We start from the raw sequence: 23295 nt of genomic DNA on the forward strand, positions 1-23295 counted from the left end.
CCGGCGACTTTGCAAAAGCCCCTCCCAGCCTGAGTCAACACCCAGCCCGCACATTGCATTTGCCTCAAGCCGCAGAGAATAATGCTGCCCGACCGTGACCGTCGGCAAACTGTGCTTCTTTCGCGTCGCCCTCTCCTGCTTCAGACTCACTGCTAGCATTCAAGGAATTCGTGATGAACAAAATCTTGCAACGCGGGCGTTGGCTCGCGCTCTTACTTTCCCTGTTACTCACCACGGTCGTGGCACAACCGGAAAAACTTTCCGCCGAATTGCAGGTGCTGGCAGAGGCCGAACGCGCCTTTGCCAGGCTGTGTGTCGCGCAAGGCGTGCGCGCCTCGTTTATGGCGTTCTTCGCGCCCGACGCCATCAATTTCCAGCCCGGCCCGGTCAACGCGCAAGAGGCCTTAGCCAAACGCCCTGCGCCCACGGGGCCGCTGCCCACCACGTTGGATTGGCGGCCCGTGTGGGGTGCGCTTTCGGCGGCGGGCGATATGGGCTGCAACACCGGCCCTTACACAGTGACCGACAACACGCCTGCCCAGCGCCCCACCCAACACGGGTTATTTTTTTCGGTCTGGAAGAAACAATCCGACGGAAGCTGGAAAGTCGCGGTGGACATCGGCACGCCTACGCTCACAGCCGTGACGCCGCTGCAAACGCCGTATCAACGGATTGGCAACCGCAAGGTCGTGGCAACGAAACGCGAACCAGCCGCCGCCGCCACTTTACAGTCGGTTGAATCCGAATTTTTGCAGGCCTTACAGCAGGATGGGCTGGTGACGGCGTATTTGAATCACGTGAGCGCCGATGCCCGCTTGCACCGCACCGGCAAATTGCCCGCCGTCGGCAAAGAGGCGATCCGCCAGTCGCTGAGTGAAAAGCCACTGGCACTGACGTTCTCGATTCTGAAAACCGATCTGGCGCGCTCCGGCGATTTCGGCTGGACGCTGGGCAAATATGAATTGAAGGACAAGCCGGGCACGGTTGCCGAAACGGGCCACTTTGTGCACGTCTGGCAACGCAATGAAAAAGGCGTGTGGAAATTGTTGGCGGACATCACCAACCCGCTGCCGACACCAAAGCCATGAAGGTGACATTCGCTGTTTGCGCGTTAGAAGAAAAATCACGACGGGGGCTGCCAGCGTGCTGACGCACCCGTCGTGAACAACTTCGGTCGCTTATTATTTGCCGACGATCAGCAAGGTAAATGTGCCTGGCTTCATGCTGCGTTGGGGCGGCTTACCCGGCTCAGTCGCGGGTGTCTCTTGATATTCAACCGCAGGCAAAAAGACCTTCTTGGTCTTCGGATCGAAGGCCATCGTCTTCGCGCTCGGTTGGGTTTTGACTGCGCCGGCATCTTCGTAGCTGTCCGCCGACTTCTCGTGGAAGATGTTCAAGGTGCCGGAGCCGCACGAAAAGAAGATCAGCTTGGCTTGCGGATCGAAGCCAGCGTAATCCACCCCCGCAGCGATGGGGAAGCTGTTGATGACTTTCCCCGTGACCGCGTCCATTACCACCATTTTCGGCTCAGTGCGGCAACCGATAAACAGGCGTTTCGTTTTCGCGTCGTAAGCCAGACCCGTCGGAACTTTCGCCACGCCGATGGGAAAGCGCTTTTTCACTTCCAGCGACTGCGGATCGAAGGCGACGACCTCCGCCGTGTCTTCGCTGTTGACATAGATCGTGCCATCGGCAGCAATCACCGCCTGTTCGCCGTCGCCCGCGAGTTTCACCGTCCCGACCACAGCACCAGTGGCCGCATCAATCGCGGTGATGTCGTGCGTGCCGTGATTGTTGGTGAAAACGCGCTTTGAACCCGGGTCGTAGTAAATGCCATCCGGCCCTTTGCCCACGTCAATTTTTTTGATGAGTTGCAGCGTGGCCGGATCGAACATCGAGACCTTGTGTTCCCGGCCATTGCTGGTGAAGCCGTGTTTGAAGGCCGTGGCAATCGCAATCCCGTGGACGCCTGGCGTATCGGGGATCGCGCCGACGAACTTGCCAGTATCGGCATCCACCACTTCAACCTGGGTCGCGTGCGAAACGTAAATCCGCCGCGCGGCGTTGTCCAACGTCACGTAATCAAACCCGCCCACACCCGGCAGCGGATAATGCCCAACCACCTTGTAGCCGCTCGCGCCCTGCAACAGCAGCGCGGCGGAAAAGAAACCGGCCAATGCGTTTTTCATACTTACTCTCCTCTTTGAATTGCCAAAACTACTGTTGCCACAAGCGCGGCGGGCGCTTGCCTCTCAACCTCCGCAACGATTTATGCGCCCGTGAGGAATGGCAAGCTTACCGGGTAATGATAAGATAGTGATTGGCCACCAAGCTAACACACCAGCCGCAAATCTGTTATTCAAAACGTAGCACTGAGACATGCGCCGCAAAAAAGAAAGGTGCTCCTTCTGGCAAAGGAGCACCTTCAAATGAGACACAGGACTAAGTACGTTCAAGCATAAAGCAGCAGTCTTCATTCGACGTGAGCGCGACGTTACCACTGCCTTAAATTCAAAACACGTAGCGCACGCCCAGTTGTCCCTGACGCGGCCCGCCGAAGCGGTCAGTGCCCGGCGCGAAGGTTGGAATCAACGCCGTGTTGTTCGTGAACGGCAAGCGCGTGATCGGATTGAGTGCCGCTTGCGGCGCGCCGAAGGTAGTTTCGCCATCGCCGTTGAACCGTTTGTTGCTCGCCCGCGTCAGGTTGAAGCCTTCGATAGACAAGACCAGGCGGCGGTTTTCGCCCAGCCGGAATTCCTTGATCAGCCGCATATCTCAATCGAAGAAACCCGGTTGCAGGAACGCTATTCGATTGGCGACGTAGCCGTTGATGACCGGGCGGTCATTGACGGTGTTGCCGTCGTTTTGCGTGTCGGCGCCGACGACGGCCTTGACCGGATAGCCATTGCGCGCAAACACCAGCGTGCTGATGGTGAAGCCATGACCCAGATCATAAATCACATTCAGATTGCCGTTGTTGCGAATGTCGTTTTTGGCCCAGGCCGCGTCGCGTTTCAAATCGAAGGTGTTGAGCGCTGGCTGGCGATTGAAGTCGCGCGCGTTCGAATCGTCATCGCGGTTGAACGAGTGCGTGTAGTTAAAGCCAAATTGTATGCGCGGCTCATGCGGCGCAGCACGTTGATCGAGAAGCCGCCGTAGCCGGAATGCGCGACGGACTTGTTCAGGTTGATCTGCCCCAGCGTCGCATCGGGCCGCGCGACTTTCGGCGTGAACGTTTTTCCTGTGGCCGAATCAATGAAGATCGCTTGCCCCGTTGTCGCGTTGAAGCCGGACGCCTGCACCAGCACGCCTTTTGAATCATAGGCCGGATAGACCGGCAGGCCGTTCGACAGCGTCACCGGCGCAAACAGGTTGGTGTCCAGGCGGCGTTGCAGATTCCACGTCGAGTTGCGCACGAAGCCGAGCGTGACTTTGGTGTGCTTGTCAATTTGCCGTTCGATAGCCAGCGCCACTTGCCCGGAGCGCGGGTTGCGAAAGTCTGGATCGAAGGCATAGAGGCTGTTGATCGGCGTCTTCACGTCCGCCGGAAGCTGCGCAATCGCATTCGGGACTTTCAGGAATTTGAGGATCGAGTTGTCGGTGTTGGTATCCAGCACGACTGTGTTCAAGCCGTTGTCAGTGAACACGCGCTGCATCAGATATGACGGCGTGCGCGAATCGAACAGCCCACCGGACAGGCGCAGCACGGTCGTGCCCTTGCCGCCGACATTCCATGCCAGCCCCAGCCGCGGCTGCCACATCTTCAAATCATTCGGAATCGTGCGCGTGATCGGTTCGTCGGGGTTCGGCGTCGTGGGTTGCGGATTGACCTGCCCGTCCCAGCGCAGCCCGGCGGTGACGGTCAGGTCGCGGTGCAGCTTGATCGAAGCGGTGAAGAAGGCCGCGTACTCGCGCTGCGTGCCCTTGTATTGCCCCTGCGTGCCGTTGGCGGCGACGGATTGCTGGTAACGCGAAATCTTCGTGTTGTCGCCCGCTAGCGCGGCCAGGTAATCGGACAAGGTTTTGAAGGTGTACTGCCCGCCGTAGTTGGTCTCGCGCTGTTGCTTGCCGGGACTGAAGTTGAAATCAACGCCGGTCTTGATGGTGTGATTGCCGTGCGTCCAGGTCAGATTGTCGAGCACCTCGATGCGTGTCGCGTTGTATCGGCGCTGGAGTTTTTCCAGTTAATAGCACTCGTCACCGACCGCCGCGCCTGGAGTGCTGGTGAAACTCGCTTACGGTAGTTAGCCATCAAATCTTACTTTGATTTAACAGCGCCTTAGCTCCGAATTTAGGTCGGGCCGCCATGCTACCGCTTCTAAACCTCTGTCCGAACCGGCCCGGCAAGCGCGGGCCAAGGGCAATTTCAGAATCAAAGCAAAAGGAGCTTTTTATGTTGAACCATCTGCAAGCGCGCTTAGGGCTGCTCACACTGCTGGTGTTGCTGAGCCAGCCACTCAGCGGCTTCGCGCAAAGCGATGCGCGCATTGGCGGCGCCGTGAAAGATCAAACCGGCGCGGTCGTGCCGAACGCCACCGTCACCGTCAAAAACACCCGCACAGGTGAAGTGCGCACGACAACCAGCAATGGTGAAGGGGTCTTCCTCGTCCCCGCACTCAAACCTTCCGTCTACAGCGTGACGGTGACTGTCGCGGGCTTCGCCAAGACCGAGTACACCAACATTGAATTGGTCGTCGGTCAGGCGCTCAATCTGGAGACCGAATTGAAACCGGTCGGCGCGACTGAAACCATTAACGTGACAGCAGGCGAAGAAGCCGCGCTCGACACCTCCTCGGCGCGCATGGGCGCGAACGTCAACGAGACCGAGGTCAAGAGTCTGCCGCTCAATGGCCGTCAGTTGTCACAGCTTTATCTGCAAGCGCCCGGTTCGGTCAACAGCGGTTCGGGTACCTTCGGCGACATTCGTTTTTCGGGGCGCGCCGTCAATCAGAATGCGATTCGCTACGACGGCGTCGAAGGTTCGGCCATCATTGACGCTTCGCCGGGAAACTTGAATGGCGAGATTCCATCGCCCTTCCGCTTGCAAGCTTCGCTGGAGAACGTGCAGGAATTCCGCGTGGATTCCAACAGCTATCCGGCGGAATTCGGCACGGGCACGGGCGGGCAAGTTAGCGTCGTGACCAAATCGGGCGGCAATCAGTTCCACGGTTCGGTGTTTGAATATCTGCGCAATGACGCGCTGGATGCGCGCAACTGGTTCGACCGCGCCACCAAATCGCCGCTCAAGCTGAATCAGTTCGGCGCTTCGTTCGGCGGCCCGATCATCAAGGACAAGTTCTTTTTCTTCGGCAGCTATGAAGGCTATCGCCTGCGTTCGGGCATCAACTTCGTCGAAGCCGTGCCTTCGACCGCGGCTTGCGCGCGCGCGGTGGCTGCCGTTGCGCCGCTTTGTTTGGCGGCCTTTCGCGGCGCGGGTGCGGTGATTCTGCCGGGCGTATCCAAAGACCCGGACTTCGAGATTGCACAGTTGCAGGCCAGCAACCCGGTGAATGAAAACGCCGGGGCGCTACGGCTCGATTACAAGATCAGCGACCGGCAATCGGTTTACGTGCGCTTCTTCCGCGATCAGGGCGACAACAATCAGCCGCAGAACGTGTCGGGCAGCCGCGCCAGCGTCAAGGCCGTGCCGCAAAACGGCGTATTGGCTTATCAGTCCACGCTCGGTCAAAACAAGATCAACGAATTCAAGTTTGGTTATAACAGCGCCTACACGCGCACGTCCGGCTTTGCGCCCGTCGTCAACGGCATTGACCTGGCGGCCATCACCATCAACCTGAGCGGCAGCGTCGCCAATACGGGCGTCGCCGGGCAAGGCGCTTCATCGGGCATCACGGTGCCGGGCGGGCTGGTGCGCGCCAATTCGGCGACCAACGGACGCGGTCAGCCGTACACACCCTACACGCTGAACTTTGTGGATTCGTTGAGTTGGCTGCGCGGCAATCACAACCTCAAGTTCGGTGGCGAACTGCGTCTAGTGCGCCTTTACACCGACCGGCTCGGCGGCACGACCTACACTTTCTCCAACCTGGCCGGCTTTTTGGCGAACACCGCCGCTTCGATCCAATACCTGGGCGATGTGAGCGCGCCGAGCGCCTTCAACCTCACCACCAATGGGGGCGCGACGGGCGACCGCTACGCCAAGCAGGAGTATTACATCGGCTACGCACAGGACGAGTGGAAGATCAGGCCGAATCTGTCGGTGAACTATGGCTTGCGTTACGAATACTATTCGCCCTTGCGTGAAGACAAGAACCGGCAAGTGGTGCTGGATGTGAACAAAGGCATCCTCAAACCGAGCGACTCGTCAATTTATCAGTCGAACAAGACCAACTTCGCGCCGCGCCTGTCGCTGGCCTGGACGCCGAACGCCAATGGCAGCGGCGGCTTCAAATCATTCTGGGGCGGCGGGCGCACAGTGGTGCGCGCCGGTTTCGGCATCAACTACGGGCCGGGCCAGACCGAAGACCAGATTCAACCGATTGAGTCCGACCGCGTCAGCTCGACGCTGAGCAACGTCACGAATGCCTTCCCGGCGAACATCCCGCAGATTGTCGCCAACTTTGCGGCCAATCCGAATAACCGGGCCTATCAACCGCGCGCCTACGACTTTGAGAATTACAAAGTGCCGGAGCGCATTTACAGCTACACCGTTTCGATGCAGCAGGAACTGCCGTACAAGCTGGCGTTGACGCTGGCCTACGTAGGCTCGCAAGGACGCAATCTGTTTTTGCGCAGCGTGACCAACCAGATCATCGGCGTGCGCACGAACGTAAACCCAACAGCGAGCGCCATCGTCATTCGCCAATTCTCCATCGTGACCGAAGGCGCGGCGGGCACGAATCCCACCGTGCTCAATCCGTATGCGGAAGTTGACATCAAACGCAGCGGCGGGCACGACAGCTACAACGCCTTGCAAGCCGCGCTGGCGCGCCGTTTCAACACGGGCGTCACGCTTAACGCGCAATACACCTTCGGCAAGAGCTATGGCAACACCGCTGGCTCGAACGAAGCGTTGACGGCGGCGAACAACGCGCGCCAGACCAAAGACTTTGATTACGACATCGGCTACAACAACTTTGACGTGCGCCACACGTTCAATGTCAGCGCCATTTACGCCCTGCCCTTCTTCGCCAAAGCCAGCGGGCTGAGCAAGACGTTGCTGGGCGGTTGGGAAGTCGGCACGATCCTGAACGCGCGTTCGGGCTTGCCGATTGACGTGCGCGTCACGCGGCCCGATGTGGTTTATGTGGACGCGGCGGGCGTGGTCTTCCAAACCCCGGCGGCGGGCCGCACGGCGGTCATCAACACGCCGGGCGGCGGGGCTTCGCGCAACGTGCGGCGGCCTGATTTGATCGCGGGCGTCAATCCCTTTCTGAATCAAGACCGCACGATTCTGAACCCGGCAGCCTTTGCGATTCCAAAGCCGGGCACCTTTGGCAACCTGGTGCGCAACCAACTGCACGGCCCGCAATTCGTGCAGCAGGATTTGATCGTGGCCAAAAAGTTCGCGCTTACCGAGAAGACCAATGTCGAGTTCCGCACCGAAGTCTTCAACATCTTCAATGTGTCGAACTTCGCCAACCCGCCCGCGACCTTACCCAACGTGTTGGGCAACGGCACGAACCAACTGCAACCGGGCCAGCCCTTCACGGCGGCGGCGGCGGGCACCTTTGGCATCGTCAACCGCACCGTCGAACGCACCGTGGGTTTGGGCGCGAACCGGCAGATTCAATTCGCCTTGCGTTTGAATTTCTAACTGGGAGTTACAGTACCTCTTGGATAACTGGGCTGGTGCGCGGTAACGTTTCACCAGCCTTTTTTATTGAAGCCGGCTGTTGTGCCGAATCGCAGCGCTGGCAATGGTGGTGAATGTTTGCGTCATTCTCACAGGCAAGTTTGATTCGGCAAGCAGTTGGCGAATACACTCCGGTTTCTGTTTCTGTGCCGTGGCAATTTCGCGCGCAGCCAACCGGCTGAGGAAAGGCTAAGGCACGCTGACCGGATTGGTTCGAAGTTCATGGCACTGGCACGCGCGCCAGCTTGAAGTGCCAGCTTCGTGCGCTAACGAGGAGACCTTTCATGAAACCGAGTGAGTCCTTTGAGCAGCAATTGATGGCCAGCCGGCGTTGGCGTGGAAATGCACCTGGCGCAACGGAGGCGCTGTTGGCGGCGGCCTTGCTGCTGGGTGGTTGCCATTCGGGCAGTGACAATGCGCCTGCGCCGGTGAATTCGTCACCGCTCCACGTCAAGCCGCTGGCTTTCAACGAACTAAACGACTCAGAGGAATTCAACGCCTCTGGCGTAGTGCCGCTGGATGAAGGGCGCTTTCTCTTTTGCGACAATCATCAATCCGACGCGCTGTTTGAACTGAACTTGACCGCCGACGGGAAACAGCAAGGGGCCTTGATCCGGCGGCCCTTGCAAGGATTGAATGACGATGCGGTTGACGACCTTGAGGGCATGACAATGGCCGAAGAGAACGGGCGGCGCTTTGTCTTTGTGGCTTCCTCGCTTTCGCTCAAGAAGGCCCTCAAGAATTTACAGGACAAACCGACCCGCGTGGCCACGGACGGATTGTTGCGCGTCACGGTCAATCAGGATCACGGCCTCAGCACCGAAAACGTGCCGGGCTTTCGGGCTTGGTTGATCGAACACAACCCCGAGTTGGCCGAGGCAGCCAAGCTTTCGCCCAACAGCGACGGGCTGAATATCGAAGGGCTGGCTTGGGATCGCCAGCGGCACGCGCTACTCTTCGGCGTGCGTTCGCCCGTGCCAGCGGGCAAGTTGCTGGTGCTGGCGGTTAAGGTCAAAGATTTAGCGGGCGCCTGGACAACCGGCAATCTGGAAATGCTGCCCACGATTCGCCTGACACCGCCGCCCATGCCAAAGCCGGAGAAAGAAGAACAAGGCATTCGCAGCTTGGAATACATCGCGGCGCTGAATGCGTATCTGGTCATCCTGGGCAAATCCAACGACGATTCGTCGGCACCGTTTACGCTCTGCACCTGGGATGGCTTGCCCGAAGGAACGCTGCGGCCACTGCCGGTGACGTTCAGCAAAAAGATGAAACCCGAAGGCGTGACAGCGGGGACGGTGGGTGGCCAACCCGTCTTGCTTTTCGTGGACGACGGCGGCGGTTACCAGACGCTGCCGCTGGACGCGTTGCCAAAAATGAATGACAAGCCAAAAGCATAGAACCATGCATGACAAAATACGCGTGCTGATCCTCTGCACGGGCAATTCCGCGCGCAGCCAGATGGCCGAAGGCCTGTTGCGCGCCCTCGCTCACCAACGCTTTGAAGTTCACAGTGCTGGCACCAACGCCAGCGCTGTGCGCCCCGAAGCGATTCAAGTCATGCGCGAAATCGGCCTTGATATTTCCGGCCACCGCTCGAAAAACGTGGACGAATTTGCCGGACAGAAGTTTGATTACGTGATCACCGTCTGCGACCACGCCAACGAAGTCTGTCCGGTGTTCCCCGGCCAGACCCAGCGCCTCCATCACAGCTTTGAAGACCCGCCCGGCACCGGCGACGACGCGTACCGGCTGAACATTTTCCGGCGGGTGCGCGATGAAATTCGCATGTGGCTAAAAGAGTTTATCAAGCAGGCCAGCTAGCTGGCCTGCTTGATAAACTGGCCATTGCGTATTCGAAGTGGCCGACCAGGCGTGCCGTGCGAGTAGAACAATTTGCCAAATCCTCCCACCCACTCGCTTCGCGTACACTGCATTGAAATCCTCCCTCCTAAAGCGGTTTGCAATTGCGTTTATGGAATCGTGTTGTGCCGGGACGGTACCGCGCGCGTGAGCAAGCGGCGCGCCAAGCTTCCGCCCTTGGCCGAGTCGCACAGGCTCCGCTTGCTCACGCGCGCGGTACCGTCCCGCTGCGCGGCTTTTCCTATACACTGATATGAAAACCGATCTAGTACCGCCGCCGGAAATGGTTCAACCCCCTAACAACTGGTCATGTAAACCTAATGTGCAAACAACCAGTCGAATGCCGTTATCAGATGCTGCGTCTTACCAAAGCGGCTGTCCTCTAGGTCAGCAACCAAAACCCTGAAAATCTTGCTGCTGGTTTTCTGCGTGGCGTGTGGGCGTGTGGCGGACACAGTTTTTTTGCAATTCATCCCTATACAGCCAATTCGTTCATTGACAGCTTGCACCCGCCGATAGTAAAAGACGCCTCTGATAACGTTATCAGGTTTTCCCCATGTCCAAACATTCAACCAAGCTGCAAGCCGTCAAGATCAACGGCCACCCGACCATGGTGGACATCGCCAAGCGTTTGGGCGTGGCGCCGATGACGGTCTCACGCGTCATCAATGAGAGCGGCTATGTCAGCGCGGCCATGCGCGCCAAGGTGCTCAAAGCCGTCGAAGAACTCAACTACCGCCCCAATGTGCTGGCGCGCAGTCTGAAGCGGCAACGCACACAGGTCGTGGGCATCCTGCTGCCGGACATCGCTAATCCCTTTTCGGCGGAACTGGTGCGCGGCGTGCAGGAGGTCTTGCTGGCGCGCGGCTATTCGTCGTTGATCGGGACATCCGAACGTAGCACCCAACGCGAACAAGCCGAGTTACGCGCCCTGCTCGACTTGCGCGCCGACGGCATCATCGTGGCGACGCGCGAAACCAAGAAAGGCAACGATTACCTGCTGCGGCTGACTGAAAATCGCTTGCCGCTGGTCGTGGTGGGCCGCACGCTCAATCACCCGCACGTAGACCACGTGACCGCCGATCACTGGCGCGGCGCGTATGAGGCCGTCGAGCATTTGATTGCCTTAGGCCATCGGCGCATCGGCTTTGTGGGCGTGCAACCGATCAACGGCGCGGGGCTGCGGCGTTATCAAGGTTATCTCGACGCGCTGCGCGAGCATGAATTGAACATTGACGAAAAGCTGATCGTCGGCCCCGCCGGGCAATCGGGGCCGGGGTACTCAACCCAAGATGACGGCTATGCTGGGATGAAACGCCTGTTGCAATTGAAGCTGCCATTGAAGGCGCGCCCGACAGCGGTTTTCGCCCGCAACGATTTCACGGCGATGGGCGCGATGGGTGCGATTCGCGATGCCGGGCTGAAGGTGCCGCACGATGTGGCGATGGTGGGCTTCGACAATGTGCCGCTGGCCGCGTACACCGCGCCGCCGTTGACCACGGTGGATCAACCGACGGCTGAACAGGGCCGCCGCGCCGCCAGCTTGTTATTGGAGCGCATCGAAGGCGACAAAGCCTGCGAACGCCGGGAAGTCTGTCTCGAATGCCATTTGGTCATTCGAGAATCCACGCAACCAACTAAGACCAAGAGCTAACCGCGCACATCTGGCAACGCGGCAGTTCTGCTGGAAGCGCTGTGATAACGTTATCACAACACCCTGGAGGAGCCGTCAACGATGCTCGAAGCGAAACGCGCCGCCACAACCAGCACGGGTGAAGCCGCCTTCAAGCTGCGCCATCTGCGTTGGTGGATCATCGGGTTGGTCTTTCTGGCGACGCTCATCAATTACATTGACCGGCTGACCGTCTCGGTGTTGGCGCCCGTCATTACGGCGGATTTGCACCTGAGCAATTTGCAATACGCCAGTCTGGGCACCTGGTTTTTGCTGGCGTATACGATCAGCCAGGGATTGTCAGGGCGGATGTATGACCGCATCGGCACGCGGCGCGGCTTTGCGCTTTCGATTACGGTCTGGTCGGTCGCGGCGATGTTGCACGCCTTGGCGCGCGGGTTGGGCAGCCTGAGCATCTTTCGCTTCCTGCTCGGTTTGGGTGAAGCGGGTAATTGGCCCGGCGCGGCCAAAACCGTCGCGGAGTGGTTCCCCGTGCGTGAGCGCGCCTTTGGGATGGCGATTTTCAACAGCGGCGCAGCGCTGGGGTCGGTGATTGCGCCGCCGCTGATTGTGTGGCTGCAACTCGCGTATGGCTGGCAAACGACGTTTCTGCTCACGGGCACGCTCGGCTTTCTCTGGCTGGCGTTGTGGTTGGCGATTTATCAGACGCCGGACAAGCAGCGTTGGCTGAGCCGCGCAGAACACGAACTCATTCGCGCGGGACAAGCAGAAGTAAGCGCAAAGAAAGCTGCCCCCAGTTGGCGCGCGTTATTGCAATACCGCCAAGTCTGGGCGTTGGTGCTGGGTCGCCTGTTGGTTGATCCGGTGTGGTGGTTGTACATCACCTGGTTGCCGCTCTTTTTGCATCAGGTGCACGGCTTCGATTTGAAAAAGATCGGCCTGTTCGCGTGGGTGCCGTATGTCGCGGCGGATGCGGGTAGCTTGCTCGGTGGCTTTACGTCGGGCTGGTTGATCAAGCGCGGCTGGTCGGTGCATGCGGCGCGGCGCGCGACGATCATCTTTGCAGCCTTGTTGATGCCCGCCGGAATTCTGGCCGCGCGCACGCCTGACCCGCTGGCGGCGCTGGCGCTGATTGCCGTCGTGCTCTTCGGCTTTCAATTCTGGATCAACAATGTGCAAACGCTGCCGAGCGATTTCTTTCCCGACAGCGCCGTGGCTTCGGTCGCAGGCCTGGGTGGCGTGGGCGCGGGGCTGGGCAGCATGGTTTTCACCCTGGGCACGGGCTGGGTGGTAGATCACTTTTCGTATACGCCAGTGCTGACGGCGGCGGGCTTGCTCGCGCCGTTGGGCACGCTGGTTTTGCTGGGATTGGCTGGGAAGATCGAGCCGCTACGGCTTTCCGCAGGCAAGTAGACGGCGAACGTTTGACACCCGCGAAGAGACGAAGAACACGAAGAAGAAAAAGAGTGTCAGGCAGACGGCCTGCTTCCCCACTCCTCCACTTCTTCGTGCCCTTCGTTTGCGGCGTACTGAGAAGGCTTTTTCACTGAATCATTGCGGTAGGAGATGACATGCAGAATTTGATTGATTTGACAGGCAAGGTCGCGCTGGTGACCGGCGCGGGGTAGGGCATTGGCCGCGCGACGGCGGTGACGCTGGCGGCGCAGGGCGCGGCGGTGGCGTTGAATTACCAGCGCAATGAAGCGGGCGCGGCGGCAGCGCAGCAGGAAATCATGGCGGCGGGCGGACGCGCCATCAGCGTGCAAGCCGACGTGACCAAGGCGGCTGATGTCAAAGCGTTGGTGATGCGCACGGTTGCCGAACTCGGCCCCGTTGACATTCTCGTCAACAACGCCGGTTCGCTGGTCGAACGCTTGCGCCTGCTGGAATTGACCGAAGAGCGCTGGGATGAAGTGATTAACCTGAACCTGAAAAGCGCGTTTCTCTGCGCCCGGGCGGTGGCCGCCGCGATGATCGAACGCCAGACGGGCGCGATCATCAACGTGACTTCCATCGCGGGCCGCAACGGCGGCGCGCTCGGTTCGATTCATTATTCGACGGCCAAAGGCGGGATGATCGCTTTCACCAAAGGCTTGGCGAAAGAACTGGCGCCGCACGGCATTCGCGTCAATGCCGTCTCGCCGGGCGTGATCGCGACGCCGTTTCACGAACACTTTTCGACACCGGAAGCGATGCAAAACTATGCCGCCGCGATTCCGCTGGGCCGCGTGGGCCAACCGGTCGAAGTCGCGCAAACCATCGCTTACCTGGCCTCTGAGGCCGCCAGTTTTCTGTGCGGCGAAACCATCGAAATCAACGGCGGCATGTTGATGCTCTAACGCAATGCCCACAGCGGGCGCGTTTCGTTGAAAACCAGGGCTGCGCCGCGTATCGTGCAACGCACGCACAAACCCAAAAAAGTTGAATGGTCTGTCATTCAACACGCGCGTCACAACTCATATTCATTTGGTTGGGATTGGCCCAAACCAAGTCCAAATTCTCATTGGAGGTCACAGTCATGCTAGGCACAAGAAATTTTGGTTTGCGGAACATCCTATTGGCAGTCTTCGCGTTGCTGCTGGCGTTGCCGCTGGCAGCCGTCGCGCAAGTCACCACCGCCACGATTGTCGGCACCATCACCGACCAGAGCGGCGCCAATCTGCCGGGCGCACAGGTTACCGCGCGCAATGCCGATACGGGTCTCACGCGCACCGTAAGCTCCAACGAGACTGGCGCCTACCGGCTGGAATTTCTCCCGGTGGGCAATTACGTGCTTGAGGTCACCGCGAACGGCTTAAAGAAGGCCAGCCAAAGCGGCATCGTTTTGCAGGTCAACGACACCGCCCGCGTGGATGTCTCCCTCACTGTTGGGCAAGTCAGCGAGACTGTCACCATCACCGAGGCAGTGCCCGCGATCAATACCAGCACTGCCGAGATTGGGCGTACCATCCAATCCGCCGAGATTACCAATCTGCCGCTGGTTGAGCGCAACGTTTACGCGCTGCTCGACCTGACGCCTGGCGTGCAATCCAACAACAACGGCGTCGCCTCTGCCTCCACGGGCACCAATTCGCTCATCCTGGGCTTTCCCGAACAGCGCACGCTGATCAATGGCGGGACGGATGGCGGCACCGGCTCGGTGAATTACTATCTCGACGGCGGCAGCAACATGACCAACCTGCGCAACACAGGCAACGTGTTGCCCAACCCGGATGCCATCCAGGAATTCCGCGTGCAGACTAACAGCTACAACGCGGAGTATGGCCGCTTCGCTAGCGGCATCATCAACGTCCTGACCAAATCGGGCACCAACAAGTTGCGCGGCTCGCTGTTTGAATTCGTGCGCAACACTGTCTTCAACGCCAATGACTATGCCTCGCAACTGGCGCGTTCGCCTTTTCATCGCAACCAGTTCGGCGGCACCCTCGGCGGCCCGATCAAGCGCGATAAGACTTTCTTTTTCTTTTCGTATTCGGGCTTGCGCCAGACGACGAGCACCTTTCTGAACAACGCCATCGTGCCCACCGACCTGGAACGGGTCGGCAATTTCAGCGCTTCGGCGACCAAGCCTACCGACCCCGCGACGGGCGCGACGTTTGTCTGCAACGGCGTCAGCGGCGTCATCTGCCCCAACCGGCTCGATCCGGTGGCGGTGAAGATCATCAACAACTACATTCCTCTTTCAAACATCGCGGGCAGCAAGTGGCAGGGCAATGTGCCCAGTCCGTTTGACACCAACGAATATCTGGGGAAGCTGGATCATCAACTCAACGCGGCGCACCGCTTGACCTTCAATTACTTCACGACAGCCGGAACCAATACCGTGAAGGCGGGCAGCGGCAACTTGCCCTGGGCGAGTCAGCAATTCAATTGGCGGCAGCACAACCTCAACCTCAGCGACGTTTGGATCATCAGCCCCAACAAGATCAACCAAGCGTGGATAACGTACACCCGCAATTTTGGCGGTCGCTTGAATTTACCTCAGACCTCGCTGGGCGATCTGGGTTCGGCGTTCACGATCCAGGGCACGCCGTCGCTACCGCAGATCACCGTCAGCGGTTTCTTCACGCTGACCAATTCCATCGGCGGCCCGACCGCGGGCACGAATTTCTATTCTGTGCGCGACGTGTTCAGTTGGAACAAGGGCAACCACTCGCTCAAGTTTGGCGGCGAGCTTTCGCTCAACAAAGACATACAGCAAACGCTGCTCAACAATTACGGTGTCTTCACCTTTAGCAACGTCGTGACCCGGAACGCGCTGGCCGATTTTCTGATCGGCATTCCCAGCGCGATCACGCAGGACGCGCCCGTCACCGGTTACACCAACACCTGGTACACGGCGCTTTTCGCGCAGGATGATTTTCGCGTCCACCAGCGCCTGACGCTCAACCTGGGGCTGCGTTGGGATGTGCAGACGCCGCCGACCGATCCTTACGATCGCGTCGTCAACTATGTCCCCGGCAAAAAATCCACGGCCAATGCGCTCGCCCCGGTGGGCGCCTTGTTTTACGGTGACGAAGGCGTCGAACGCGGCGGCATTCCGGTGAGTTACAAACACGTTTCTCCGCGCATCGGTTTTGCGTGGGATTTATTCGGCAATGGCAAGACTTCGGTGCGTGGCGGGTTCGGCATCTTTTACGGCAGCATTTCGGGCAATGAATGGAACACGATGACCAACACCCAGCCGTTTGCCACGCGGCTGACGTTCACCAACACCAGTCCAAGGACAAACGCGCAAGGCGTGCCGCAGGGCGCCTCGCTCAGCAACCCCTACAACGCTTTCGTCGGCGGCAATCCTTTCCCGTACCGAGGAACCTTTGTGAACGGCGGCGGCGTGACCGCCGTTGCGTCAGATTTCGCGTGGCCGCGCACGTACCAGATGAACCTTTCGCTTGAGCGCCAACTCACCAAAGACCTGGCCGTAAAAGCGGCGTATGTCGGCACGCTGAGCAGCAAGTTACCCTTTGGCCGGGACGTAAATTACCCGGTAGTGAATGCCACCGCCACGAATGCCGGTGCGAATATCCTCGCCCGGCGGCCCAATCCGCTCTATGGCGCGGTCATCGAGATCAATTCTGACCAGACCGCTTCGTATCACGGATTGCAACTGAGGAGCGACATGCGTATGAGCAAGCACATCAGCTTCAATGCCTTTTATACGTTCAGCAAAACGCTCAGCAGCGTGCAGTTGCACAACAATACGACGCAGGGGTTGGCCCAGAACTACAGCAAGCTCTTCCTGGATCGCGGTCGCGCTGATACCGATCAGCGGCATGTGTTCAGCATGAGCTTGAACTACCAGCCCGATTACTACAGCGGCAATAACGTGATCGTGCGCAATATCCTCAACGGCTGGAGCATCTCGCCCATCATCAAGCTGCGCAGCGGCCTGCCCTTCACCATCACCAACGGCAATGTGGACGCCAACCTGGACGGCGTCGTCAACACCGACCGCGCGCAATTGATCGGCGATCCGCATATTGATCACCCCACGGCGGCGCAGTGGTTCAACACCGCCGCCTTTGTTCAGAACAAGGTCGTGACCGGGGTCGCCACCGACGGCAACTCGCCGCGCAACCTGCTCGACGCGCCGGGCTATCGCACGGTTGACCTGGCGCTCTCGCGCGACTTCAGTTTGAGCGAACGCTTCAAGCTGCGCTTCCGCGCCGAGGGCACCAATGCCTTCAACATGGTGAGCCTCGGACAACCGGGCGCCGCCGTGCCTTCGGGCGCGACCTCCACCACCTTTGGCGTGATCAGCACGGCCAACTCGATGCGCAAACTGCAATTCGGTTTGCGCCTGACTTTCTGAGACCGGTTGGCGGTACGGTACCGCGCGCGTGAGCAAGCGGTGCGTCAAGCTTATGCCACCGGCCAAGCCGACCAAACTCCGCTCGCTCACGCGCGCGGCACCGTACCAGCGCTCCGTTTGAGCTGCCATGAAACTCACATCCGCCTTCTTGCTCATTTTGCTCTGCGCGACCGCCGTCAGCGGGCAAACGGCGCTGCGCCTTTACACGCTCAATCCGGACTTGTTGCAAAAAAGCAAAGCGCGCTTGACGCCACAAGACCCCGCGCTGATCGCGTTGCGTAACGAGGCGGACAAGACGCTCAAAACCGCACCGCTGAGCGTCACGCAAAAAGAGCGCACCCCGCCCAGCGGCGACAAACACGATTACCTTTCGCTCGCGCCCTATTGGTGGCCCAACCCGCAAGGCAAAGACGGCTTGCCCTACCTTCGCCGCGATGGCGAAACCAATCCCGACAGCAAACGCGGCACTGACGCCAATGCCATTGGCGCATTGGGCAACGCGGTCGAAGCATTGTCGCTGGCCTATTACTTCACCGGCGAAGCGCGCTACGCCGAACGCGCGGCCTTGTTCATCCGCACCTGGTTTCTCGCTCCGGCGACAAAGATGAACCCGCACTTTCGCTACGCCCAAGCCGTGCTGGGCCACGACGAAGGGCGCGGCGCGGGGCTGATCGAAAGCCGCCATTTCATTCAAATCGTCAACAGCGTTGGGCTGCTCGCGGGTTCAACGGCCTGGACAACCAAAGACCAGCAAGCGCTGGTCGCGTGGTTCCGCGCGTTCGCCAACTGGATGCAAACCAGCGCCAACGGCAAGGACGAAGCCAAGGCCAAGAACAATCACGGCAGTTGGTACGCCGCGCAACTCGCCAGCTTTGCGCTTTTCAGCGGCGACGAAGCGCTGGCGCGCCAAACCGTCGAAGCCGCCAAGTCGCGCATCGCCGCCCAATTTGAACCCGACGGCCAACAGCCCGAAGAGTTGCAACGCACGCGCGGGCTTTGGTATGCGGGCTTCAATCTCGAAGCGCTCTTGCATCTGGCTGAACCCGGTCGGATGCTGGGCGTTGATCTGTACGGCTTCCAAACCAAAGACGGGCGCGGTTTGCAACGCGGCGTTGATTACCTCGCGCCTTATGCCGACCCGGCAACCAAGTGGCCGCATCAACAGATCAACGAACTGGCCAGCGCGCGCCGCGAATTGGCGTATGTTTTGCGCCGCGCGGCGCTGGCGTATCACGAACCGAAATACGAAGAAGCGCTGAACAAACATCTGGCCGGCGAGGTCGCGCAACAACGCTGGCAATTGCTCTGGCCGCAGTGCGCATGGGATGAAGGTGTCATCAAGCCAAAAGGTTGTTTTTGATAAGCCCTGAACCTGAAAGGGCACAATAATGACTCGGTATTTCGCCCTTTCAGGGCTTATCAAATTTCCGGCAAGCAACCAGGGGCGCTGCCCCTGGCTATTGAATTCCGCCCTTTCAGGGCTTGAGGCGGAAGACTTTTCCATCGCAGATAACTTCAAACCGAGAGAACCGTATGCAAACACGATCCCGCTCGTTCTGGCTGCTGACAATCGTTGCCCTGTTTTCAATAACGCAGGCCCAAGACGCGCGCGAAGCCCTCGGCCCCAAAGACCAAGCCGCCAACAACAAAACGCCGCACGTCCTGACACAACTGATGGCGACGAAACCCGCGGCGCTCAAAGCCGAATTGCGCGGCGTGCATCCGCGCGTGTATGTGACCGAAGCCGAGTTGAAAGCCCTGCGCGAACGCGCCCGCACGACGCACCGCGCCACGTGGCAGAGCGTGTTGCGCAACCTGCGCGCCTTGCAACAAGCGCCGCCACCCGCGCCCGCGCAAGCCCGCCGCGCGCAAAATGATGTCGCCATCGCCATTGCCGAGACCGCGCTCGCTTATAAAGTCGAAGGCGATGCGCGCTATCTCGACGCGGCGAAAAAATACATGGATGCCGCCGTCAGCTATGACATCTGGGGCTACGCCAACAACAAACCCAACGTAGACCTGGCCGCCGGGCATCTGCTCTATGGCTTGGGCTGGGGCTACGATTTGCTCTATCACGAGCTGAGCGAGGCCGAACGCGCGCGTTACCGCGACAAGCTCAGCAAACAGGCGCGCTTGCTGTTTGAGTATTACAAACCGAAACCGGGCCGCAGCTATTCGTACAGCCAGAATCACGTCTTCATTCCGCTGGCGGGTTTGGCCGTGACGGCGTATGCGCTTTATGACGAAGTGAGTGACGCACCGCAATGGGCGGCGCTGGCACGCGCGATTTATGACCGCGTGCTGGCGACCTATGCGCCGGACGGGTATTACTACGAGGGGTTTGAGTATTGGATTTTCTCGACGCCCTGGCTGGTGCATTACCTCGATGCGCAGGCGCACGCGACGGGCGAAGACTTATTCGATCAACCAACCATGGCCGGCTTCCGGCAGATGCACCTGTATGTCGCGCATTCGCTGCTGCCGGATGGGCAGTATGTGTTTGATTTTGGCGACGTGTTCGAAGGGCCGTTGACGCGCGCCAAACAGGGCGAAGAATACGCGCGCGCCGTGCCGGGCGGGCGCTTCAACACGAATTACAATTTGCTTTACCGGCTGGCCGCGCGCTTCCGCGATCCTGAAATCCAAGGCGTGGCCGACTGGCTCAAGCAACTCAAGCACTGGAACGCCGAAGAATTTTGGACTTTGCTCTGGCAAGACCCGACGCTCAAAGCCGCGCCAATTGCGCGCTTGCCCAAATCGCACTACTTCCGCGATCACGAAGTCGTTTACTGGCGCAGCGACTGGACGCCGCAAGCCACAGCCTTCGCCTTCAAGTGCGGCCCGCCCGAAGGCCATCACGCCACGGCCTTGCTCAAACAATTTCCCGACTGGCATTTGTCCAGCGGGCACGCGCACCCCGACGCCGCAAGTTTCATCATTTACGCCAACGGCAAAGTGCTGACGGGCGATGCGGGTTACGCGGGCGTGCCGCTGACCGAACATCACAACAGCGTGCTGATTGACGGCAAGGGACAGGCGGCTGAAGGCAAGGGGCACGACGCCTTTGAAGGTTATCCTTACGAACGGCTCGATCAGGTGCGGATTCTTGCGGCGCAGCTGTCGGCCAACAGCGCGCTGATTCGCGCGGATGTGACTGGCGCGTATGCGGCGGGGCTGGGCTTGACTTCGTTCCTGCGCACCTTCCAATTCAGCCAGGGACGTTTTGAAATCACCGATGAACTCAGCGCCAAAGAGCCGCGCGTCTTCACCGCAATGCTGCACGCCGATGAACGCGTCGAAGCGGTCAACGAACGGCAATTCCTGCTGCGCAATGGCGGCGCGGCGTTGCGGGTTGAGGTGCTGACGCGGCAACTCAGCGCGCACAGCGAACCGAATTACCTCACCGCGCCCGGCCCACCAGGTGCAGTTGATAAAGGCGACCGGCAACAACGCGGCGCACGACTAGCCATCGCGAATGCCCGGCCTGTGAACACGGCGCAATTCAAAGTGCGGTTGACGCCGCCGCGTGAAAAGTAGCTAAGAGGCTGTTTGGGAGCGCCCAGGTTGAAATTTACCGCCAGTATTACTTGTCGAATTGCGCCACCCGCACGTCAAAAATGTTGGCGAGTTGCGCGTTAGGCCGCGCCTGGAATTTCACCGTGATGCGCGGCTTCCCTTGCGTCAAGGCGGCAGGCAGCGGGTATTCATAATCAAACAGTTCGCCCGGATGAATGTCGAGCGTTTGGGTGGCGACCTTTTCGCCGTCCACCAAAATATCGAACGCGCGCAGGCGGCCTTCACTGCCGCGGAAGGTGCAAACGAGCGTGAGCGGTTTGTCCCCTGCCGTTTTCAATTCATAACTGAGCCAGCCGTTGCGCGCGCTGCGTCCGCGCTTGCCGTCAAATTCACTGTCAAATAATCCTTCGCCTTGCGGATTGTGCGCGCGTTCGTTTTCCGCGTCGTTGAAATCCACTGCGTCCACGGTTTGCCGTTCGATGGTTTGGCGGCGCGCTTCGACGGTGGCGAGGGCGGCGTGCTGCTTGTCCCATTCAGCAGCCGGAAAAACTTTCCAGTACACGGTGTAGCGCGGTTCAAAGACGCGATAAAAAGGCACCAGCGTCACATCGGTGGGCCGCGCCAGCCCGACCGTTTTGAAAATCAGCGGTGCGCCCGGGATAGGCTGAATCTTGGCGAGCACTTCTTTGACCGTGCCAACGAAGCCCGGCACCTCGATGGGTTTGACGCGGCCCAGCAACGGCGCGCTGGGGCCATAACGGCGCGCGTCATCCAACCCAAGGCGGCCCAAATCACCCGCCAACACAATCGGGCCGTACAACACCGCGAGCATGCTCGGATCATCGGGCATGGCTTCCAAATGCAAGCTCATCGGCAGCGTGAGTTGCACGGTGTCGCCGGTTTTCCAGAGACGTTCGAGCGTGATGTACGCGCCGGGTTTGTCGGTCAGCGGTTGCGGCTTGCCGTTGAGCGTCAGCGTCGCGCCGGTTTGCGCCCAGTTGGGATAGCGCAACTTCAGCGCCAGTTTGACGGGCCGCGCGGCTTTGACTGTCAGGCACGTCGTGTCGTCTTCGGGAAAGTTCGTCTCTTGCCGCAAGCTCAGGCCCTGCTCTTTCCAATTCAGCTCCGAGGCGATAAACAGGTTGACGTACAAAGCACGGTCGTTATGAAAGTAAATCGTGTCGGGATATTTGGCGTGGTTTTCCATCCCCGTGCCGACGCAGCACCAGAAGGAATCATCCGGCGTCGAAAAGGTTTTGAACGCGCCCGGCTTCAGCGGCACGTAATAACAAAAGCCGCCCGTCGCCGGGTCTTGCGAAGCCAGGATGTGGTTGTACAAACCGCGCTCATAAAAATCCATCTTCTCGACTGACGGCTCCCAGGCGAACAGGTGCCGCGTCAGTTTGAGCATGTTGTAGGTGTTGCAGGTCTCGGTGCTTTCCGCGCCCAAGTGTTTGGACGTGGTTTCAGGCGGAAAAAACGATTCGCCATCGCTGTTGCCGCCGATGACGAAGGAGCGTTGATGCGCGACACGCTCCCAAAAGAAACTGGCGATATCGTGGTAGCGTTGTTCGCCCGACAATTCGTAATCGCGCGCCGCGCCGATGGCTTTGGGGATTTGCGTGTTGGCGTGCAAGCCGTTGAGCGGGTCTTCGCCGCGCGCCAGCGGATCGAGCACACGTTTGTGATCGAACTTGCGCGCGAGGCGTTGGTATTCAACGTTGCCGGTGACGGCGTAAAGATTTTCGAGCACTTCCATCATCCCGCCGAATTCAGTTTGCAACGACGCCTGTTGTTGCTCGTCGCTCAGGCGGTCAACGCGCGACTTGACCCAAGCGGCTTGCCGTTGCAGCACGTCGAGCGCTTGCGGGTTGCCGCAATACTGATACACATCCAGCAAGCCTGCCATCATTTTATGGATCGTGTAATAAGGCGCCCAGACGCGCTGGCGTTTTTCGACGCGCTCAAAAAACTCTTCGGGAAAGGCCGACAGATAGCCTGCGGTGTAGCCTTTGGCCGCCAGCGCGCTTTGCACTTTGGCGAGTTCGGCGACGATGCCGTTGGCTTTGGTTTTGAAGCGTTCGTCGCCCGTGCTGGCATACATCAGCGCCAACGCCGACAGGAAATGGCCGATGCTGTGCCCGCGCAATTCGACTTCGGGCGCTTCCCAGCCGCCCAGCGGTTTGGCGTTGGTCGGCAGCCCAGCCGTCACGCGGAACATGTGCAAGAGCCGGTCGCTGTCCAATGCCAGCAGGTATTCCTGATCGCGCAGCATGGCCGCGTGAAACGGGCCAGCGAGCAAACGCACGGCGGTGAGCGGGAACGGCTGCACGGCAGGCGCGACTTTGTCAGCAACCTTGTTGGTGGCTTTGTTCGGAGCCTTTGCCGCAACTTTGGCCGCAGCTTTTTTTGCCGTTTGTGCACTGACTGATTGTGTTACTGTCAGTGCGCCAAGCAACGCAAACAGAATAAACATACGCTTCATTGAAATGCCTCTTTTTGCTGTGCGGTTAAATGTGCTTACAGCTAGTACTTCATCAACCTGAAATTGAGGGACGCCAGAACGGCGGCAACCACCGGCGTAGGGGCAGACCTGCGTGTCTGCCCCGGTCGGGTCAGACGTATTCGGGTGGGTTTGATGCCACCGGGGCAGAC

At 59.5% G+C, this 23295-nt stretch carries 14 protein-coding genes and 1 pseudogene; 10 read left to right on the forward strand and 5 right to left on the reverse strand.

The genetic code is table 11. The features are described 5' to 3' along the window. Window positions 1-173 precede the first annotated feature (173 nt). Entirely contained in the window at window positions 174-1088 is a 915-nt protein-coding gene (locus tag HY011_31610; protein ID MBI3427495.1) for a nuclear transport factor 2 family protein, read from the forward strand. Between the two features lie 93 nt (window positions 1089-1181). Here the strand turns inward: HY011_31610 and HY011_31615 are convergent, their stop codons facing one another. From HY011_31615 to HY011_31630, 4 genes are all read right to left on the reverse strand, one after another. Next, entirely contained in the window at window positions 1182-2189 is a 1008-nt protein-coding gene (locus HY011_31615) for a PQQ-binding-like beta-propeller repeat protein (protein ID MBI3427496.1), read from the reverse strand. Window positions 2190-2511: 322 nt separating this feature from the next. After that, a complete protein-coding gene (locus HY011_31620; GenBank protein MBI3427497.1) occupies window positions 2512-2772 on the reverse strand; it encodes a hypothetical protein in 261 nt (86 codons plus the stop codon). 3 nt (window positions 2773-2775) lie between these two features. Next, a complete protein-coding gene (locus tag HY011_31625) occupies window positions 2776-3018 on the reverse strand; it encodes a hypothetical protein (protein ID MBI3427498.1) in 243 nt (80 codons plus the stop codon). Further along, entirely contained in the window at window positions 3015-4142 is a 1128-nt protein-coding gene (locus HY011_31630; GenBank protein MBI3427499.1) for a TonB-dependent receptor, read from the reverse strand. The genes HY011_31625 and HY011_31630 overlap by 4 nt, the downstream gene beginning before the upstream one ends. A gap of 251 nt (window positions 4143-4393) precedes the next feature. On the opposite strand from HY011_31630, the gene HY011_31635 reads away from it, so the two are divergent. The 9 genes and pseudogenes from HY011_31635 (at window position 4394) to HY011_31675 (ending at window position 20661) form a co-directional block, all read left to right on the forward strand. Beyond that, window positions 4394-7777, forward strand: a complete 3384-nt coding sequence (locus tag HY011_31635; protein MBI3427500.1) for a TonB-dependent receptor — start codon at window positions 4394-4396, stop codon at window positions 7775-7777. Between the two features lie 323 nt (window positions 7778-8100). Further along, window positions 8101-9216 carry a hypothetical protein gene (locus tag HY011_31640; GenBank protein MBI3427501.1) on the forward strand — a complete coding sequence of 372 codons (1116 nt, stop codon included), beginning with the start codon at window positions 8101-8103 and terminating at the stop codon, window positions 9214-9216. Window positions 9217-9220: 4 nt separating this feature from the next. Continuing rightward, a complete protein-coding gene (locus HY011_31645; protein MBI3427502.1) occupies window positions 9221-9640 on the forward strand; it encodes an arsenate reductase ArsC in 420 nt (139 codons plus the stop codon). Between the two features lie 595 nt (window positions 9641-10235). Continuing rightward, window positions 10236-11333, forward strand: a complete 1098-nt coding sequence (locus HY011_31650; GenBank protein ID MBI3427503.1) for a LacI family DNA-binding transcriptional regulator — start codon at window positions 10236-10238, stop codon at window positions 11331-11333. Window positions 11334-11414: 81 nt separating this feature from the next. Beyond that, window positions 11415-12725 carry an MFS transporter gene (locus HY011_31655; protein MBI3427504.1) on the forward strand — a complete coding sequence of 437 codons (1311 nt, stop codon included), beginning with the start codon at window positions 11415-11417 and terminating at the stop codon, window positions 12723-12725. A gap of 158 nt (window positions 12726-12883) precedes the next feature. Continuing rightward, a pseudogene (locus HY011_31660) lies at window positions 12884-13651 on the forward strand (3-oxoacyl-ACP reductase FabG). Window positions 13652-13830: 179 nt separating this feature from the next. Then, a complete protein-coding gene (locus HY011_31665) occupies window positions 13831-17124 on the forward strand; it encodes a TonB-dependent receptor (protein ID MBI3427505.1) in 3294 nt (1097 codons plus the stop codon). Window positions 17125-17251: 127 nt separating this feature from the next. After that, the gene (locus tag HY011_31670; GenBank protein MBI3427506.1) at window positions 17252-18484 is read left to right on the forward strand and encodes an alginate lyase family protein; all 1233 of its coding nucleotides are present in this window, start codon (window positions 17252-17254) and stop codon (window positions 18482-18484) included. A gap of 173 nt (window positions 18485-18657) precedes the next feature. After that, window positions 18658-20661 carry a DUF4962 domain-containing protein gene (locus HY011_31675; GenBank protein MBI3427507.1) on the forward strand — a complete coding sequence of 668 codons (2004 nt, stop codon included), beginning with the start codon at window positions 18658-18660 and terminating at the stop codon, window positions 20659-20661. Between the two features lie 46 nt (window positions 20662-20707). Here HY011_31675 and HY011_31680 read toward each other — a convergent pair whose 3' ends face one another. Further along, on the reverse strand, window positions 20708-23125 hold the full coding sequence (locus HY011_31680) for a glycoside hydrolase family 127 protein (GenBank protein ID MBI3427508.1): 2418 nt from the start codon (window positions 23123-23125) through the stop codon (window positions 20708-20710). Between the last annotated feature and the right edge of the window lie 170 nt (window positions 23126-23295).

It is taken from the genome of Acidobacteriota bacterium (assembly GCA_016196035.1).
Classification (GTDB): Bacteria; Acidobacteriota; Blastocatellia; order RBC074; family RBC074; genus JACPYM01.